At 58.2% G+C, this 16,716-nt stretch carries 14 protein-coding genes; 4 read left to right on the forward strand and 10 right to left on the reverse strand.

Translation table 11 applies throughout. The features are described 5' to 3' along the window. Positions 1 to 73: 73 nt before the first annotated feature. The 10 genes from BK665_RS19180 to BK665_RS19230 all read right to left on the reverse strand — a co-directional run bounded on the left by BK665_RS19180 (position 74) and on the right by BK665_RS19230 (position 12,178). The gene (locus BK665_RS19180) at positions 74 to 1,576 is read right to left on the reverse strand and encodes an ArnT family glycosyltransferase (protein ID WP_123408177.1); all 1,503 of its coding nucleotides are present in this window, start codon (positions 1,574 to 1,576) and stop codon (positions 74 to 76) included. A gap of 151 nt (positions 1,577 to 1,727) precedes the next feature. Next, positions 1,728 to 3,443, reverse strand: coding sequence for a lipid IV(A) 4-amino-4-deoxy-L-arabinosyltransferase (arnT, locus tag BK665_RS19185; protein WP_123408179.1), 1,716 nt, complete (start codon positions 3,441 to 3,443; stop codon positions 1,728 to 1,730). Positions 3,444 to 3,587: 144 nt separating this feature from the next. Further along, positions 3,588 to 4,241, reverse strand: a complete 654-nt coding sequence (pmrG, locus tag BK665_RS19190) for a lipopolysaccharide core heptose(II)-phosphate phosphatase PmrG (protein WP_123408181.1) — start codon at positions 4,239 to 4,241, stop codon at positions 3,588 to 3,590. Between the two features lie 366 nt (positions 4,242 to 4,607). Further along, positions 4,608 to 5,156, reverse strand: coding sequence for a PqiC family protein (locus tag BK665_RS19195; RefSeq protein WP_123408183.1), 549 nt, complete (start codon positions 5,154 to 5,156; stop codon positions 4,608 to 4,610). Between the two features lie 17 nt (positions 5,157 to 5,173). Further along, positions 5,174 to 6,829 carry a PqiB family protein gene (locus BK665_RS19200; protein WP_123408185.1) on the reverse strand — a complete coding sequence of 552 codons (1,656 nt, stop codon included), beginning with the start codon at positions 6,827 to 6,829 and terminating at the stop codon, positions 5,174 to 5,176. Continuing rightward, the gene (locus tag BK665_RS19205; protein WP_123408187.1) at positions 6,810 to 7,466 is read right to left on the reverse strand and encodes a paraquat-inducible protein A; all 657 of its coding nucleotides are present in this window, start codon (positions 7,464 to 7,466) and stop codon (positions 6,810 to 6,812) included. The genes BK665_RS19200 and BK665_RS19205 overlap by 20 nt, the downstream gene beginning before the upstream one ends. Beyond that, positions 7,463 to 8,059, reverse strand: a complete 597-nt coding sequence (locus BK665_RS19210) for a paraquat-inducible protein A (RefSeq protein WP_123408189.1) — start codon at positions 8,057 to 8,059, stop codon at positions 7,463 to 7,465. Before BK665_RS19210 ends, BK665_RS19205 begins: the two co-directional genes overlap by 4 nt. Before the next feature lie 224 nt (positions 8,060 to 8,283). Next, on the reverse strand, positions 8,284 to 9,585 hold the full coding sequence (locus BK665_RS19220; protein WP_123408191.1) for an NAD(P)/FAD-dependent oxidoreductase: 1,302 nt from the start codon (positions 9,583 to 9,585) through the stop codon (positions 8,284 to 8,286). Beyond that, complete coding sequence (locus tag BK665_RS19225; RefSeq protein ID WP_123408193.1) at positions 9,582 to 10,670, reverse strand: polyamine ABC transporter substrate-binding protein; 1,089 nt, start codon at positions 10,668 to 10,670, stop codon at positions 9,582 to 9,584. The genes BK665_RS19220 and BK665_RS19225 overlap by 4 nt, the downstream gene beginning before the upstream one ends. 149 nt (positions 10,671 to 10,819) lie before the next feature. Next, positions 10,820 to 12,178 carry a glutamine synthetase family protein gene (locus BK665_RS19230; protein WP_123408195.1) on the reverse strand — a complete coding sequence of 453 codons (1,359 nt, stop codon included), beginning with the start codon at positions 12,176 to 12,178 and terminating at the stop codon, positions 10,820 to 10,822. Between the two features lie 161 nt (positions 12,179 to 12,339). Between BK665_RS19230 and BK665_RS19235 the strand changes: the two genes are divergently transcribed. From BK665_RS19235 to BK665_RS19250, 4 genes are all read left to right on the forward strand, one after another. Next, on the forward strand, positions 12,340 to 13,248 hold the full coding sequence (locus tag BK665_RS19235; RefSeq protein WP_123408197.1) for a helix-turn-helix domain-containing protein: 909 nt from the start codon (positions 12,340 to 12,342) through the stop codon (positions 13,246 to 13,248). A 201-nt stretch (positions 13,249 to 13,449) separates the two neighbouring features. Next, positions 13,450 to 14,649, forward strand: coding sequence for an alpha-xenorhabdolysin family binary toxin subunit A (locus BK665_RS19240; protein ID WP_123408198.1), 1,200 nt, complete (start codon positions 13,450 to 13,452; stop codon positions 14,647 to 14,649). A gap of 27 nt (positions 14,650 to 14,676) precedes the next feature. Further along, positions 14,677 to 15,720: an alpha-xenorhabdolysin family binary toxin subunit B gene (locus BK665_RS19245; RefSeq protein ID WP_123408200.1), complete on the forward strand. Its 1,044-nt coding sequence runs from the start codon at positions 14,677 to 14,679 to the stop codon at positions 15,718 to 15,720. A gap of 168 nt (positions 15,721 to 15,888) precedes the next feature. Then, complete coding sequence (locus BK665_RS19250; protein ID WP_123408202.1) at positions 15,889 to 16,395, forward strand: cupin domain-containing protein; 507 nt, start codon at positions 15,889 to 15,891, stop codon at positions 16,393 to 16,395. Positions 16,396 to 16,716 lie beyond the last annotated feature (321 nt).

Genomic DNA, 16,716 nt, shown 5'->3' on the forward strand with positions numbered 1-16,716 from the left:
CGCGAAGGCGGTGTATCAGCCAATGCATGTGTCGACTGACACGACGCCCTCGCGAGCAAGCCCGCTCCCACGATCAGGACTGCGGGATAAACGCCACGCTCTGGTCTTCCCGCCCATGGAACAATCGCTCGCCGTTGGTGGGCGTGGTGGTGATGACCTGGTGGTCGACACTCAGATAGCCCAGCGGCAAGGCATCGCCGTTACGGTATTGCGCCACGATGATGGTGCGCTGCGGGTCCCAGTGTTGGCCGCTGGTGGTGTTCAGCCAGGTCATCAACGCGGCGCTGTCGCCCGTGCGCGGGAAGTTCTGGTTTTCCTGCACGTAATAGAAGGGTGCGCCGCCGGTTTGCAGGTACATCGGCACTTTGTTGTCGACTTCGATCATCACCATGCGCCATTCCTTCAGCGGCGCACGCTGGCTGGCTTCAAGCCTGACCATTTCGCCGAATTGCATCACGCCACCACCGCCGTTGGTCCAGGGATAAAGCACGCCCAGCACCGCGAGCAACAGCAGCGTCGCGGCGCCAAAACCGATTTTCCAGCCACGGGTCACTGCGTTGCGTTGGTTAAGCCACCAGGCCCCGAGCAATTGCGCAAATGGCACCAGGGGCAACACGTAATAACTGCGCCGGCTGCCACTGGCGGTGAAGAACAACATCAATAAGCCCAGACCCCAGATCAGCCAGCGGGTATTGGGTTCGACGCTGCGCCAGTGCCGCACGGCGACCCACGCCGCGATGATCCAGCACGGTGCCCAGGGCAGGGTGTAGACCGGCAGGTAAATCAGATAGGTGTAAATCGGCCCGATGTTGTCGAACGGCTGGAAAAACCGCACGACGTTTTCCCGCAGCACCAGGCCCAGGCCACTTTCGCCGTAGGTTGGCGCGCCGTAGATGTGGGACAGCACAAACGGGGTCATGTAGAACGCGCCAGCGATCGCCAAGGCCAGGCACAGCCGCAGATTGAGATGGCGTTTCCAGCGCCCGTCCTGCAACAGATGGGGCAACAGCAGCAGGCCCGGCAGAATGAAGCCGATCAGGCCTTTGAACAGCGAGGTCAGCGACAGCAGCAGGAAAAATCCCAGGTAGCGCCCCAGTCGTATGTCCTCCGGCCCGCGCCAATACCACCACACGGCGGCGAGCACACCGCACACGGTGAGGATGTCTGCCGTGGCCACCCGCGCCCAGAACACGAAGTAGAAGGTCGTCGCCAGCATCCATCCGGCGATCAGGCCGGTGCCTTTGCGAAACAATTGTTCGCCGAGCAGGTACACCAACCACACACTGAGCCACGCTGCCAATACCGAGGACAAGCGCAACGACGCGTTTCCAAGGCCGCCGGTCAACCAGGCGGTGGCGGTGATCAGCCAATAGGACGGTAGCGGTTTGTCGTAATACGGGCCGCCCTTGAGGTAGGGGTCGAAGTAGTCGCCGCTTTGCAGCATCTGCAGGGCGATGTTGGCCCAGCGGGTTTCCGCGCCCCACAGCTCCCGCGAGTCCAAACCCAATAACAACATCAGCGCCGTCGCGCCCAGCAGCAGCCATAGGGCGGCCCTGTCACTTGCCTGGAACTTCATGGGGTTTTTCCTGGAGCTTGAAAATTAGCACCACCCCTTGAGGGAGCGGGCTTGCTCGCTAAGGCGGTGTATCAGTCAATGCATGTGTCGACTGACACTCCGCCTTCGCGAGCAAGCCCGCTCCCACAGGATGCTGTGTTTGCCTTATGGATCAGGGCTGGGTCTGGGGGAATATCAGAATCTCCAGATTGCCACGCTCGTAGCGCTTGCCATCCACCGGCAACAACGCCACTTCTTGAACTTCCTGCACGCTGTTGACCCGCATCACCACCCCGACCGAGCCTTTCTTGCGCGCTTGCGTCATCCACTGGCCGACGTTCTCCTTGGTGACCTTGCGCGACGCCATGGCCGGATCGTCGAGGCCATATTTCAGCTCGCCGATGGTGTTGAACAGGTCGACCTGCGGCCGCTTCAAGCGCCAGGACAAGGCCGATGCCGCACCCAGGTCGTTGCTGAGCAACGAGGTCGTCTGGCTCAAGGCCTCCTGGTGTTCGGCGATGAACTGGTCAGGCATCTTGCTGTTGACGATCGTCGCCGGCATCGCCGCTGGCAGTAGCGCCACCAGCAGCCAGCTCCCCAGCGCCGGCGCGGCCCAAAACTGCAACGGACGCGAGACTTGCAATGCGTTGGCGATGATCCATCCAGCCAGCACGATATAGGCCAGGGACAGGCTGAACATCTCGGTGTTTTCGAAGATTTCCTTTGTCGCCTGAACGTAGATCAAGGCGATCAGGCCAGCGCCGCCCAACACCACGTTGAGTGCACCGTTGAAACGAATCACCCGGTCGTTCCCCTGGTCGACCAGTCCCACCACGGCATGCCCCATCAGCAACGCCAGCGGCAGCAGGCACGGCATGATGTAGGTCGGCAACTTGCCGCTGCTCAGGCTGAAAAAGGTAAGGGGCAACAGCAGCCACATCAGCAGAAAACCTATGATCGGTTCACGCCGGGTTTTCCAGGCCTGGATAAAGGTCGATGGCAACAGCGCGGCCCACGGCATGCTCGATGCCACCAACAACGGCAGGTAGAACCACCACGGCTGGGCGTGTTGCGCATCGTCGGCGGCAAACCGGCGAATGTGCTCATTCCAGAAGAAAAACCGCCAGAAGTCCGGTTCCTGATGATTAATGGCCAGCACCCACGGCAAACAAACCAGCACCGCCACGCCCACCGCAATCGACCCGTAGCGCAGCAGTTCACCCAGACGTCGTTGCCAGAGCATGTAGGGCAGGGCGATCAGCACCGGCAACAACCAGGCGAGGAAACCCTTGGTCATGAAGCCCATACCACACGCGGCGCCCAACACTGCCCAGGCACCGAGTCGAGGCTTACCGGAAGGCTGGTCGATGGCAAACCACAACGCCACCAGGCTCAAATTGACCCAGAACGTGAACTGCGGATCGAGATTGGCATAACCGGCTTGCCCGGCGATCAACCCGAAACTCATGTAGAGCAACGCACAGGCGCCACTTTTACGCGGGTCGTTCCACAGTCGGCGGGCAATCAGGTAGGTCAGCCAGATGCTCAGCCCAGTGCTCATCGCGGAGGCAATTCGCACACCAAAGAGGTTGTCGCCGAACACGGCCTGGCCGATGGCGATCATCCAGTAGCCGGCGATGGGTTTTTCGAAATAACGGATGCCCATGAAGTGCGGGGCGATCCAGTTGCCACTCAGGCGCATTTCCTGGGCAATCTGGCCGTAGCGGGTTTCATCGGGAATCCACAAGCCGTGACTCATCAGCGGCAGCAAATAGAACACCACGAAGGCCAGGAGCAAACCGGGAACGATCCAGCGCTCGACGGAGGAGGGGGCCCGCCGGGATAGCCGGGCCGCAGAGTGTTGCAACAGATTGTGGTGGGACGTCATGAAAAAACCTTAACGCAAGGACGCAGTGGATCCAGAGCACTATCAGCCTTCCTCGCTGAACAGTGCCTGAAGGAATGACACACGCTTATTGAAGAATGCGAACTAACGGGGAGAACTAATGGAAAGAACTAACGACACCAAGGATTACTTCAACAACTTGTCATTCCACATCGACTGCCAATCACCGTCATTGAGTATTCCCAACACCTTAAGTTGTCCGTTGGCTTTAATGCTGACAAACAATGAACTGCTGTAATCGCTGAAGGCGGCGTGTTTGTAGCCCGTTTGGGCTTCAAAATCACCGATGCAGCCACTGTGAGTGATCAGCACCGCATTACGATGGGCAATCTTGTGCGCGATCACGTCGTCACGCAGGGTATTTCCACAACTGGCCAACCAAGCCTGGGTCGTGACTTCCTTGCCAAACATGAAGTGGGCCGTTTGCTCGGTGCGCGTTACCGGGCTGGTGAAGACATCGGTCTGGGCCATGCCCAGCTGTATAAAACCCTGGCCCACCGCTGCGGCGGACTGACTGCCGAGCTCGGTAATGCCGTCCGCCGGCCCCAGGCAAGGGTTGCTGGAACGGTCGCAGCGCTCGGCATGCCGAACCAGCACAGCCACATCACCGGCGCGCCAGTGCTGAAGCAGTTCGGCGCGCGCCTGGGCGTTGGCGGTCCCAAGATTGACCGGGGATCGATGCCACACGACAAAACCGGTGACCAATGCCGCCGTTATCAGCAGCGCTGCTACGCTGAAAATCCGGATAAGACGCGATGCCTTCCAGCGTCTGGACGGCATGACAGATGACACTGATTCAATCACGGCAACGGCCCCTTGAAACTTGCTTAGTTAAACTTCCTGCAATGCTCGGCACACTAAGGGGCGGTACGTGCGGGCGGGGTGAAACGGATGTGAAAAATTTGCGCGGACAATTAAACGACAACAGCTTTTAGTTGCAGATGCTATTTGGCATCCACTATCAAACACACATGGCGGGGTTAAATCCGTAGGAGCAAAGCTTGCTCGCGATAGCGCCCGCGAAGACGCCATCGCGGGCAAGCCATGCTCCTACATTCGAAAAGTTATATCCGTAGGAGCAAGGCTTGCTCGCGATGGCGCCCGCGAAGACGCCATCGCGGGCAAGCCACGCTCCTGCAAAGAGCCTCAGAGGGCCGCCGGGCAACCCCGTTGCGTGGCCGCCGCTTGACTGATCACCGCAGCCAGGCGTTTGACGTTGTTCTGCTGCGCCGTCACCAAATCCTCGATGGAAGGCCCGGACGGTGTCTGCAACGTACTGCGGCACGTCACCAGCGAGTTATCGCCGGCACCCAGCGGCCGCAGGCGCCATTTGACGTCGATCAAACCGTACTGGCCGGGAATCGAGTCGAAGCGCTGCACATCCACCCGCAACGACACTTTGTGCTGGGCGTTGGCGTTGGACAGTTGATCCACCAACGCACTGCGCAATTCATCCGCCAGGCTCGCGCCCCACCAATCGGTTTCGAGGATCGCCAACCCGCTGCTGCCCTGGCGGATCACAATCTGCGGGCGATCAACCTGGGGCGGCACGCTGATGCCTTCGATCTTGATCTCGTCGCCATTGCCCCGGGGCAGTTGCGCCGGGGTCAGGGTGTGAAAGTGAATCGGATCGCTGCGGCACGCCGCGAGCAGCAGCAACGCAGCGACCAGGGTGATCTTCGGCGAAAAAGCCATGGGTGTTGCTCCTGTGGTCAGTTACGCGGCGGCCCTTGCAGATCGGCTGGCGCGGCGTTGTCGGGGCGGCCGCGAATCAGCGATTCCGGGTGGCGTCCCAGGTAATCCGAGAGTTCACGCAGGGAACGCGACATGCGTTTAAGTTCGTCCAGAGTCTGGGTCAGCTGTTCCCGTTGCGGCGAGTCTTCGGCCAGGGTCGAACTGGCCGAGTTCAGGGTCTTGCTGACGTCCGCCAGGGTGGTCTGCACGCCGGGCAGGGTCTTGGCGTTGAATTGCGCCAGGCCTTTGCGCAACTCGACGAGGTTGCTGTCGAGGTTGCTGGCAATCCGTTCCACCGGCAGTTGATTGATCTTGTTGACCATGGCCTCGAGTTTTTCCTGCAACTGTTCGAGGCTGCCCGGAATGGTCGGAATGATGATCGGCCGGGCGTTCGGATCAAACACCACTTTTTCTGCCTTCGGATAGAAGTCCAACGAGATGTACAACTGCCCCGTCAGCAGGTTGCCGCTGCGCGCCTGGGCGCGCAGACCGTTTTCGATAAAGGTGCCCATCAGGCGCACACCAGCGGCTTCGTCATTGGGATCATGCATCAATGCCTTGACCATTTTGGTGTGGGCCTGGCCGAGCCGTTGTGGGTAGATCACGATGCCCACGTTGACCGGGAAGCTGCGTTTCTTCTCGTCGAAGTCCAGGTTGACCGCCACTACCTTGCCGATTTCCATGCCGAGGAATTCCACCGGCGCATCCACCTTGAGCCCGCGCAGGGCCTGATCGAAACGCAGGCTCAGGTACTGCGCCTTGCCGTTGGGCGGGGCGAGGGCGGTGGTCTGGTCGTCGAACAGCTCGAAGGTTTTCTCTTCGGTGGCGGGCTGATCGTTGGGGCTGTAGGGCGGCGCGAGGAAGGCGATACCGCCGACCAGCAGCGAGGACAGGGATTCGGTCTTGACCGCGAAACCGTTGGCGCCGATGTTCAGGTCGATGCCGCTGGCGTTCCAGAACCGGGTGTTCTCGGTGACGTAGGCGTCATTCGGGGCGTGGATGAACAATTCCAGGTTCACGCCTTTGCCATCGGCATCCAGCGCATACGCCACAACCTGGCCGACCGGAATCTTGCGGTAGTAGACCGGTGAGCCGATATCCAGCGAACCCAGGTCCTGGGAGTGCAGGGTAAAGCGCTTGCCCGGCTCGCCGTAGGTAATGGGCGGCGGGTTTTCCAGGCCGATGAAATTCTTGGCGCGACCGTTGGCGTGACCGATGTCGGCACCGATGTAATCGCCGGACAGCAGGGTGTCGATGCCTGAGACGCCGCCCGCGCCGATGCGTGGGCGCACCACCCAGAATTGCGAGTCTTCGCGGGTGAAGGTTTCTGCCTGTTTCGAGAGTTTGATCGTGGCGTCGACACTCTTCTGGTCGTTGCTCAACGCCACGTCCGAGACCTGCCCGATCACCACGTTGCGGTATTTGACCTCGGTCTTGTTGGCGGTCAGGCCGCTGCCGGTCTTGAAGGTCACGACAATGGTCGGGCCTTCCTGCATGAGGCTGTGCACCACCAGGGAAATCCCCACCAGCACCGCGACAATGGGCACGATCCACACCAGTGAAACGCTGAAGCGACGGGTCTTGATACTGGCCTGTCCTGGGGCTTGCGGCCCCTCAGTGGCTTGGGACTTCATCCGTGACCTCCTCGTTGTGTGGTTTATCCGGCGTGTTATCCCAGATCATCCGTGGGTCGAAACTCATCGCCGCGAACATGGTGAAGACCACCACCAGGCCAAAAAACAGAATGCCCAGTCGCGGCTCGATATCGGCCAGGGCCTGGAATTTCACCAGCGAGGCAACCAGGGCGACGACGATCACGTCGAGCATCGACCAATAGCCGATGACCTCGACGAAACGGTACAGCTTCGACCGCTCCTTGCGCGCCCATTGGCTGTCGCGGTGAACGGTCACCAGCAGCAACGTCAGGGCGACGAACTTGATCCCGGGCACGGCGATGCTGGCGATAAAAATGATCAGGGCAATGTCCCACGCGCCGGCTTCCCAGAACTCCAGCACGCCACTCATGATGGTGCTGTCGGCGCCGTTGCCGACCATTTTGGTGTTCATCACCGGCAGCAGATTGGCCGGGACATAAAACGCCAGGGCGGTGAACATGTAGGCCCAGGTGCGCGCCAGGGCGTTGGTCTTGCGCCGATGCAGCGGGGCACCGCAACGTTCGCATTCGTGGGGCTCGTCGGTCATGTCGCAGGCCATGCCGCAGCTATGGCACAGGCACAGGCCGAGTTCGCTGGCCACCGGAGGCGTTGTCATAGGATGTCCCACAGTTCACGGATATCGCGCCCGGCAATGCGGATCATCATCAGGCTCAGCACCGCCAGGGCGAACAGGCCAATGCCGGGCAGCACATCCAGCAACCCGGCGAGTTTGATCACCGCGACCATCGCCCCCAACAGGCAGACTTCGAGCATGCTCCAGGGCCGCAGGGTTTCCAGCCAGCGCATGCAGAAACGAAAACCCGGCGAGCGTTGGCGGGCGAGGGCGAAACCCAACACCCAGATCAACAGGACCAGTTGGATGACCGGCGCGATGATCATGGCAATCGCCGCGACCATGGCGATAAAGGTGATCGGCCCCAGGCTCAGGGCGAGCACCGAATCCCAGAGCGTGGCGCTGTTTTTCAGGCCTTTGAGGTTGATGCTCATGACCGGGTAGAAATTGGCAAAGATCCACAACACCAACGCGGTGAAGGTCAGGGCCAGGCGATGCTCCACCGTCAGGCCGTTATAGCGCTGGAGCACGCCGCCGCAGCGGGTGCACAGGGTTTTCTGATGTTTGGCGAGCGTGACTTTTTGATACACGCAGTCGCAGTGCTCGCAGATGATCAACTGGTCAGTCTTGGCCATGGGTCGCATTCGCAAGGAGGCAGGAAAGTCAGAGCACCTCCTCAATATAGAAGTGCCTTGCGATTGAGCAAATTAAAAGGCTGTTCAAGGGCATGCGCGCCGGACCTGTGGGAGCGGGCTTGCTCGCGAAGGCATCGTGTCAGTCGACATCGGAATTGACTGGCACACCGCTTTCGCGAGCAAGCCCGCTCCCACAGGGGGGGCGGTTTTTGCCGGGGGAGGGGTTAACCGAGGATTTCGCGCAGGCGATACCAGAGCATGCCAAGGGCCAGCAGCGGTGAACGCAGGGCGCGGCCACCGGGGAAGGTCATGTGCGGCACGGCGCTGAACACGTCGAAACCTTTGCTGTGGCCGGCGTGGATCGCTTCACCGAGCAGTTTTGCGCACCAGTGCGTCACGTTCAGGCCATGGCCGGAATAGCCCTGGGCGTAGAACACGTTCGGGTGTTGGCTCAAGCGCCCGACTTGAGGGAAGCGGTTGGCCGAGATGCCGATCCTGCCGCCCCATTGATAATCGATGCGCACATTCGCCAGTTGCGGAAAGACCTTGAGCATGGCCGGGCGCATATAGGCCGCGATATCCGATGGATCTCGCCCCGAGTAATGGCAGGCGCCGCCGAACAACAAGCGCCGGTCCGCCGAGAGCCGATAGTAATCCAGGCCGACTTTCTGGTCGCACAGGGCCAGATTCTGCGGGATCAACTGCGCGGCGACCTCGGCGGACAGCGGTTCGGTGGCGATGATGTAGCTGCCCGCCGGGAGTACCTTGCCGCTGAGTTTCGGTTCGAGTTCTTCGAGGTGCGCATTGCAACCCAACACCACGTTGCCGGCGCGGATCGTGCCGCCGGCGCAACGAACCTGCACGGTGCTGCCGTGGATCAGCTCCAGCACCGGGCTCTGTTCGAAGATGCGCACGCCAAGGGACTCGGCCAGTTTCGCTTCACCGAGGACCAGGTTGAGCGGGTGCAGATGCCCCGAACCCATGTCGATCAAACCACCGGCATACACGCCTGAATTCACCACTTGCTGACGGATCTGTTCGGGGCCGATCAGCCGGGTTTCATGGGCGTATCCGGACTGAGTCAAATCATCCTGCTCAGCCTTGAACGCTGCAAACTGCGCCTTCGTGTTGGCCAGTTCACAAAAGCCCCAGCGCAGGTCGCAATCGATCCCATTGTCCTGGATGCGATTGCCCACCAGCGCCACGGATTCCACCCCGGCGCGCTCCATGTAACGCACGCCTTCCTCACCGACATGGCGAACGAACCCGCTGACGTCATGGCCGATACCGCGAATCAACTGCCCGCCATTGCGCCCGCTGGCGCCCCATCCAATGCGCCGGGCCTCCAGCAGGATCACCGAGAGCCCGCGCTGGGCCAGTTCGATGGCGGTGTTGACCCCGGTGAACCCGCCACCGATTACGCAGACATCGGCCTCCAGATCCGAAGCCAGCGTAGGGTAGGGCGCCAGGCTCTTCGCCGTGGCGGCGTAATAGGAATGGGCGTGTTCGTTGCTGTACTGATTCATTTATTGGACTTCACTTTGCTCCAGGAACGGGTCATCAGACGCATGATCGCCTGGGGCGGGGTGGTAGAAATGTAGAGTTTGTCGAGCACTTCCTGGGAAGGGTAGACCTCGGGGTTGTTGACCAACGCAACGTCCATGTATTGCTTGGCGGCCGGGTTCGGGTTGGCGTAACCCACCGAGGCGCTGACCTTGGCGATCACTTGCGGGTCCAGCAGGTAATTGATGAAGGCGTGGGCTTCTTTCGGGTTGGCGGCGTCGGCGGGCACGGCCAACAGGTCAAACCACAAGTTACTGCCTTCCTTCGGGATGGCGTAGGCGATGTTCACGCCGTTCTTCGCTTCCTTGGCGCGGTTGGCGGCCTGGAACACGTCGCCGGAATAACCGAACGCCACGCAGATATCGCCGTTGGCCAGATCGGAAACGTACTTCGACGAATGGAAATAGGTGATGTACGGGCGGATGCTCAGGAGTTTGGCTTCGGCCTTTTTGAAATCCTCGGGATTCTCGCTGCGCGGGTCCATGCCCATGTAGTTGAGGATCGCCGGGAACACTTCATCCGCTGAGTCCATCATCGACACGCCGCATTGGCTGAGTTTCTTGATGTTCTCCGGTTCGAACAGCACGGCCCAGGAGTCGATGTGATCGATGCCCAACACTTGCTTGACCTTATCGACGTTGTAGCCGATGCCGTTGGTGCCCCACAGGTACGGCACCGAGTGCGCGTTTTCCGGATCGTTTTTCTCCAGCAGCGCCAGCAGTTTCGGGTCGAGGTTCTTGAAGTTCGGCAGTTGCGAGCGATCCAGTTTCAGGAACGCCCCGGCCTTCACCTGGCGGGCGAGGAAGTGGTTGGACGGCACCACCACGTCATACCCGGTGCGCCCGGCAAGCAGCTTGCCTTCGAGGGTTTCGTTGGAATCGAATACGTCGTAGATCACCTTGATCCCGGTTTTGCCCTGGAAGTCGGCGAGGGTGGTTTCGCCGATGTAATCGGTCCAGTTGTAGACGCTGACCTGTGGCTGAGCCTGGGCTCCAGCGCTGAACATGATCGCCAGCGCGACCGGAACCACGGATTTCAATAGACGCATTCGACACCTCATTGAGTTGTTGGATTTTTAGGCGTGATCGTTCCCACGCTCTGCGTGGGAATGCCTCAAGGGACGCTCCGCGTTCCAATGGGACGCGGAGCGTCCCGGGCTACATTCCCACGCAGAGCATGGGAACGATCTGTACGGGGTTAAACGCTCAGCAACAGGAATTCCCGCTCCCACGAACTGATCACACGCTTGAAGTTTTCATGTTCGGCACGCTTCACCGCGACATACCCGCGCACGAATTTGCTGCCCAGATAACGGCCAACGGTTTCGCATTCTTCCATCTGGGTCAGGGCGTCTTCGATGGTGATCGGCAAGCGCAGGTTGCGACGTTCATAGGCGCGGCCCTGCACCGCGGCGCTCGGTTCGATCTTCTCGACCATGCCCAGGTAACCGCACAACAGGCTCGCGGCAATCGCCAGATACGGGTTGGCGTCGGCGCCGGGCAAACGGTTTTCCACGCGCATGGCGTCGGGAGTGGAGGTCGGCACGCGCAGGCCGACGGTGCGGTTTTCTTCGCCCCACTCGACGTTCACCGGCGCCGAGGTGTCCGGCAGGAAGCGGCGGAACGAGTTCACGTTCGGCGCGAACATCGGCAGCACTTTGGGGATGTACTTTTGCAGGCCGCCAATGTGGTGCAGGAACAGCTCGCTCATCTTGCCTTCGGCATCGGCGAAGATCGGCTGGCCGGTGGCGATGTCGACCACGCTCTGGTGCAAATGCATCGCGCTGCCGGGCTCGTCGCCAATCGGCTTGGCCATGAAGGTCGCGGTGACGTTGTGCTTGAGCGCCGCTTCGCGCAGGGTGCGCTTGAACACGGTGATCTGGTCAGCGAGGTCGAGGGCGTCGCCGTGACGGAAGTTGATTTCCATCTGCGCCGGGCCGTCTTCGTGGATCAGCGTGTCGAGGTCCAGGCCCTGGAGTTCACACCAGTCGTAGACGTCTTCGAACAGCGGATCGAATTCGTTGGCGGCGTCAATGGAGAATGACTGCCGACCACTTTCCGCTCGACCGGAACGGCCCAGCGGCGCCTTGAGCGGCAAGTCCGGGTCTTCGCAACGCTGGGTCAGGTAGAACTCCATTTCCGGCGCGACAATCGGCTTCCAGCCCTTGTCGGTATAGAGCTGCAGGACTTTCTTCAACACGTTGCGCGGCGACAGTTCGATCGGGTTGCCAAATTTGTCGAAGGTGTCGTGGATGACGATGGCCGTCGGCTCGATGGCCCATGGAATCACGTAAACCGCGTCCGCCACCGGACGGCAAATCATGTCGATATCGGCCGGATCGAGCAGGTCGTAGTAGATGTCGTCGTCGACAAAATCCCCGGTTACTGTTTGCAGAAGCACACTTTCCGGCAGGCGCATGCCTCGCTCATGCAGGAACTTGTTGGTGGGTGCAATCTTGCCGCGAGCGATGCCGGTCAAGTCGCTGACCACACACTCGACCTCAGTAATCTTGTGATCTTTCAGCCACGTGAACAGCTGATCGAAAGGGACATTCATAAAGACCTCGTTATTGGTTTTGGTAACGCCGGGGAGGGCGGTCGCATCCGACAGACACTTCCCCTGAAGCGCGTTGACGACTATCTTGGGCGAGCCTTGCGGTTCCATCTATCCACTTTAAGCAGCACCAAAACGCACCAAACGAGTGCGTAAGGTCACCCATGACAGCGTGCAATCCGTTACAAGTCCAAGCGTTCAATACCGCCGATGTCGCCGAGCAAATCCGCGCCACACCGGGTTGGGTGCAGCATTACCAGCAGATGTCGCCGGGGCATTTCGCCGGTCTGGTGCGCTATCTGGACCTGCAAGGCGTGGAGATTTACGAAGAGCACATGAACACCCGGGTCGAGCAGAATTTCAGCGCGCCCCAGGGTTCGCTGGCGTTCTGTTTCGATCGCAGCGACAACTCGCTGTACGTGTTGAATGGCGAAAGTCGCAACATCTGGATCACCCCGGAGAACTACCAGGAAATTGCGGTGGTGTTCGGTCCGGAATTCGTCCAGCGCCACGGTTTGAACGTGGCGCGCCTCGAAGGCCTGTTCATGTCGCCGCTCAATTGCCAGCAGAACGCGTTGTTCAGCCGCTGGCTCAGCACGACCCTGACGCGACTGGCGCAGACGTTCGATCAGACGAGCCGCGAGGCGTTGACCCTGCAACTGCTGGAAGACTGCCTGTACATCCTCGACAACGCCTGTGTGCGCCTGGATCGCGGCGGTTTGCAGCGGCGTGCCGAGGAGCGAACGATCATGAAGCGGGTCGGTGAGTGGGCTGCCGACGCGCCGGAAGAAACCCTCAACCTGCTGGAACTTTCCCAGGTGGCAGGAGTGTCGTTGCGCCAGTTGCAGCACGCGTTCAAGGCCTTTACCGGAATGACGCCGACCCATTGGCTGCGCTTGCGTCGGCTTAACAGCGCGCATCGCGAATTGCTCAGCCGTTCAAACATGCAGACGACGGTTGCTGAAGTGGCCATGCATTGGTCGTTTTGGCATTTGGGGCGGTTTTCCAGCAGTTATTACGCGCTGTTCAAAGAGTTGCCAAGTGAGACGCTTAAGCGTGCAAGTCGAGTGTAACTAATCCAGTCATTAGTAACTGTCTGTAGGGCATGTCCTGCATATGTAGCTCGATGTTTCCTCGATGATCGTTTTTTAGAGCTATTGCTTTATATATCAACCGGTTAGAGATTCGGCCAGGCATTCCTATTATTTGACGAAGTATCACGCTCATCTAGCTTCTGTTCGTCGCTATCGACATAGATGAACTGAGGCAAACTTATGTCTGTTGTGTTGAAAGATTCAGAAAACAGCAATGATCTTCCCAAAGCCGTACTGCATCTGATCTCGGGTGAATATCCGGGTGTGGCGCGCAGTGCGGGTGTATTGACCAAAGAAGATGTCATCAAGATAAAACAGTATGTAAAGAAAGGCCTGTCGCTGCCAGGCGAACTGCCGGAAGTCGAGTCATACCTGAAATACACCAGGCTCGATATTCCCGGGCTGGAGCCCAGTGATATCCAGGTGTTATTCAAAAAAATCCGCATACACGCCGCCAGTTGGGATGCGGTCGAAAACAGGATTATCCAGCAAAGCATCGACTTGAGTTCGGCAGCCAAAAACATTGTCAGCAGTGGTGGCGAGATCATCTCCGTGATCAAGGAAATGCCGATCATGGAGCGGGTCCGGACCACCCTGGGTCAACGGAGCAAAGATGAACTGGAAGGCATCCGATATACCTCCGATGATGGTGAAGTCGCGTCGGCGGTGGCGGAAATCATCGAGTTGATGAAGGTCGATATCAAACGCCAGCAAGGCGCCACCAAGGAGCTGAAAGAGCGCATTTCCAACTTCAAGATCGAGCTCGCCGGTGGCGAGTTGTCGACCGGTAAGCGGGCCTTTGGTTTGCAGTCCGAGGTCAAGGCCAAGTACGACTTGATGGAGCGCAACAGTCTGCTCGAATCCATCGCCAGTTCCAAAGAAGCCATCCGGACCAAAAAAAACCGGATCACCCAGTTGGATAAGGACTACGACTATTACGTCGGCATGTCGTTTTCCGGTGGCTTGCCGATTTTCTGGCCGATTTCCGGCTCGATCTTTGGCCCGAAAGCCGAGGCCGCCCGCAAAGAACGCAATGCGTTGAAGAGCGAAGTTGACGAGTTGGAACTGTCCGTCAGTGGCAAAGAAGGATTGCAAAGCGCCATGGAAAGTTCGCTGTCGAACTTTGGCGATATCGGTATTCGCATGGCCGGCGCTGAGGCGGCACTGAATATCCTCAACACGATGTGGCAAACCATCCTGAGCAAGATCGATGCATCCGCCGAACAGTTTGGACGGATCAATGACGCAATGCGCCTGACTTCATTTGTCGCGGAATTCGCGATGGTCATCGACCCGTGGCGCGATGTGAAAAACACCGCGGGTGAGCTGGTGGCTGTATTTAACGAAGCCCTCGAAGAATACAAAAAGAACTTTAATTGATTGCCCGGCGACCAAAGGATGACTGCCATGACTAATGTGACACCGATCGATAACCTGCTTATTCCCGACATCGACGTTAAAAAAATCATTCAAACCATCCGCGACATTTCGAGGCTGGCCAGTTTTCGACAGGACCGGTCCGACGTGTTGCAGGAGAGGGCGCAGCGAGTTTCCGCGTATCTGAACAACCTGGATAAAAACATGCGCGAATCTTTCCCGGTGCTGCTGACCGCATTGAACAGCGCTTGCGGGCAAAGCTATTTCGATGCCCTTGCAGAACTGAACGATGCCTTGGCCAGGAATGACCTAACGGCACTGGATCGGCAAATGGTCAGCGAAGAAGTCTCGAACATCAAACGCAACATTGAGTCGATGCTCGAAGGTGTCGAGGCGAAGTTTACCGATCGTTCGCGGTTTCTTGAGAACGAAGTTCGTAGCTTATATAGAGTCGAGATCGGTGAGCGGGCGGATGAACCGCTGAAAGTGGCCAGGGCACGTAAAGCCAGGATCCTGCTGGACTTGAACGACCACACCCTGGCCAGAGCGAAATGCGCAGAACAGCGAGACGCGCTGATCAAGGCACAGGATGTGATTCGCGAGTTCAACCTGGCGGACATGTATAAGAACTACATCCCTGAAGGCAAAGAACTCGATAGCCTTGACATGGAGAACCCGAAGAAAGAAGCGGTGAAGCAGGGGATAGAACTGGTCAGGAAAGTACTGGGAGTTGTGTCCGAGGGCATCAAATACAGCGAACTGGCGACCTCACGAAACCATCTGGACCAGGAAATTCAAAGCCTGACTTTATTGATGGACGGGCTGAACCGGGAACTTCAGACGGCTGAAGATGCGTTATCCGATATTTCCGCGGTCGTGGACATTGGCCGTCAACGTCGCGTGGTCGGTGAAGAAATCATTACCGTGGCGGGCGTATGGCTGGGGTTTTCGCTGAATCTGGATAAGCTGAAACGCACGGATTACACACAGGCTGAGTTATCGAGATTCCTGAATCGATACAAAACCCATCTGGAGGTGCTGAGCGCTGACTACAACAGCATCATGATTCACTGATATAAATGTGCGGTTGATCTACGGATTGACCGCACTTTAATTGGCGCAGTGAAGAGCAGGGTTTATACACGCATATATCATAAGATAATAACTACACTAAATGACCGTTTAGTTTAGTTATAAAAATCTCTTTATATCAGTGCTCATATGGAAGAAGGACGCAGGAAAATGAACAGCCGACCCAATTCCCGGGAACTGATCAAAACACTTGATCTGGAAGAACACGTGGAAGGCGGTTATTACCGCAGAACCTTTCAATCGGATCACCACCCAATGATCGAGACCGAGCGCGGCCAGCGCTACCTGATGACCTCCATTTATTACTTACTAACCCGGGATTCGCCCATTGGCTATTTTCACTTCAACCAATCCGACATCGTGCATTACTACCATCTAGGCGATGCAATCCAGTACAACCTGATTTTTCCGGACGGCACATTGCAAACGGTCGTGATGGGCAGCGACGTTGTTGCGGGTCAGTGTTTACAACTGCATGTGCCCGGTGGCGTCTGGAAGGCTTCGCGGATTATCGATGGGCCTGAGGGTTACGGTCTGATCAGTGAAGCGGTTTCGCCAGGGTTTGATTACGCGGATATGGAAATGAGCGAACGCCAGAAACTCACAGGGCAGTTTCCCGAGCATGCGGCACTGATCGAGAAAATGACGCAGGGATAACGTGATGCAGATAGTCATGATCGAAAAGTCGTTCCAGCAGTGAACTCAGCAGTATTTGTACGTGAAGGGCCTGGCGTGGTCAGGTGCAATCCGTGGGCAACCAGGCTAATCCTGAAACATCTTGTTACGTGTAATGTATATTATGTTAAATCATGTATTACACCTGAAGCCCAGACTCGTGTCCAGTATCACTATCCTCCGGTGACATTTGCATAAAACCCCGTTCCTAGAATATTCAACATCTTGAATCCCCATGCTAATACTCTCTCTTACGTTGCTCTGTCACAAACCTACGGTTTGCCCCGTGAAATCTTCGAAGAC

The organism is Pseudomonas frederiksbergensis, assembly GCF_003732665.1.
GTDB classification, from domain to species: Bacteria; Pseudomonadota; Gammaproteobacteria; order Pseudomonadales; family Pseudomonadaceae; genus Aquipseudomonas; species Aquipseudomonas frederiksbergensis_G.

What these genes read in the sequence shown, in the direction of transcription:
- BK665_RS19180 (WP_123408177.1), bottom strand. Translation starts at nt 1,576, where the DNA reads ATGAAGTTCCAGGCAAGTGACAGGGCCGCCCTATGGCTGCTGCTGGGC.
- arnT (WP_123408179.1), bottom strand. Translation starts at nt 3,443, where the DNA reads ATGACGTCCCACCACAATCTGTTGCAACACTCTGCGGCCCGGCTATCC.
- pmrG (WP_123408181.1), bottom strand. Translation starts at nt 4,241, where the DNA reads ATGCCGTCCAGACGCTGGAAGGCATCGCGTCTTATCCGGATTTTCAGC.
- BK665_RS19195 (WP_123408183.1), bottom strand. Translation starts at nt 5,156, where the DNA reads ATGGCTTTTTCGCCGAAGATCACCCTGGTCGCTGCGTTGCTGCTGCTC.
- BK665_RS19200 (WP_123408185.1), bottom strand. Translation starts at nt 6,829, where the DNA reads ATGAAGTCCCAAGCCACTGAGGGGCCGCAAGCCCCAGGACAGGCCAGT.
- BK665_RS19205 (WP_123408187.1), bottom strand. Translation starts at nt 7,466, where the DNA reads ATGACAACGCCTCCGGTGGCCAGCGAACTCGGCCTGTGCCTGTGCCAT.
- BK665_RS19210 (WP_123408189.1), bottom strand. Translation starts at nt 8,059, where the DNA reads ATGGCCAAGACTGACCAGTTGATCATCTGCGAGCACTGCGACTGCGTG.
- BK665_RS19220 (WP_123408191.1), bottom strand. Translation starts at nt 9,585, where the DNA reads ATGAATCAGTACAGCAACGAACACGCCCATTCCTATTACGCCGCCACG.
- BK665_RS19225 (WP_123408193.1), bottom strand. Translation starts at nt 10,670, where the DNA reads ATGCGTCTATTGAAATCCGTGGTTCCGGTCGCGCTGGCGATCATGTTC.
- BK665_RS19230 (WP_123408195.1), bottom strand. Translation starts at nt 12,178, where the DNA reads ATGAATGTCCCTTTCGATCAGCTGTTCACGTGGCTGAAAGATCACAAG.
- BK665_RS19235 (WP_123408197.1), top strand. Translation starts at nt 12,340, where the DNA reads ATGACAGCGTGCAATCCGTTACAAGTCCAAGCGTTCAATACCGCCGAT.
- BK665_RS19240 (WP_123408198.1), top strand. Translation starts at nt 13,450, where the DNA reads ATGTCTGTTGTGTTGAAAGATTCAGAAAACAGCAATGATCTTCCCAAA.
- BK665_RS19245 (WP_123408200.1), top strand. Translation starts at nt 14,677, where the DNA reads ATGACTAATGTGACACCGATCGATAACCTGCTTATTCCCGACATCGAC.
- BK665_RS19250 (WP_123408202.1), top strand. Translation starts at nt 15,889, where the DNA reads ATGAACAGCCGACCCAATTCCCGGGAACTGATCAAAACACTTGATCTG.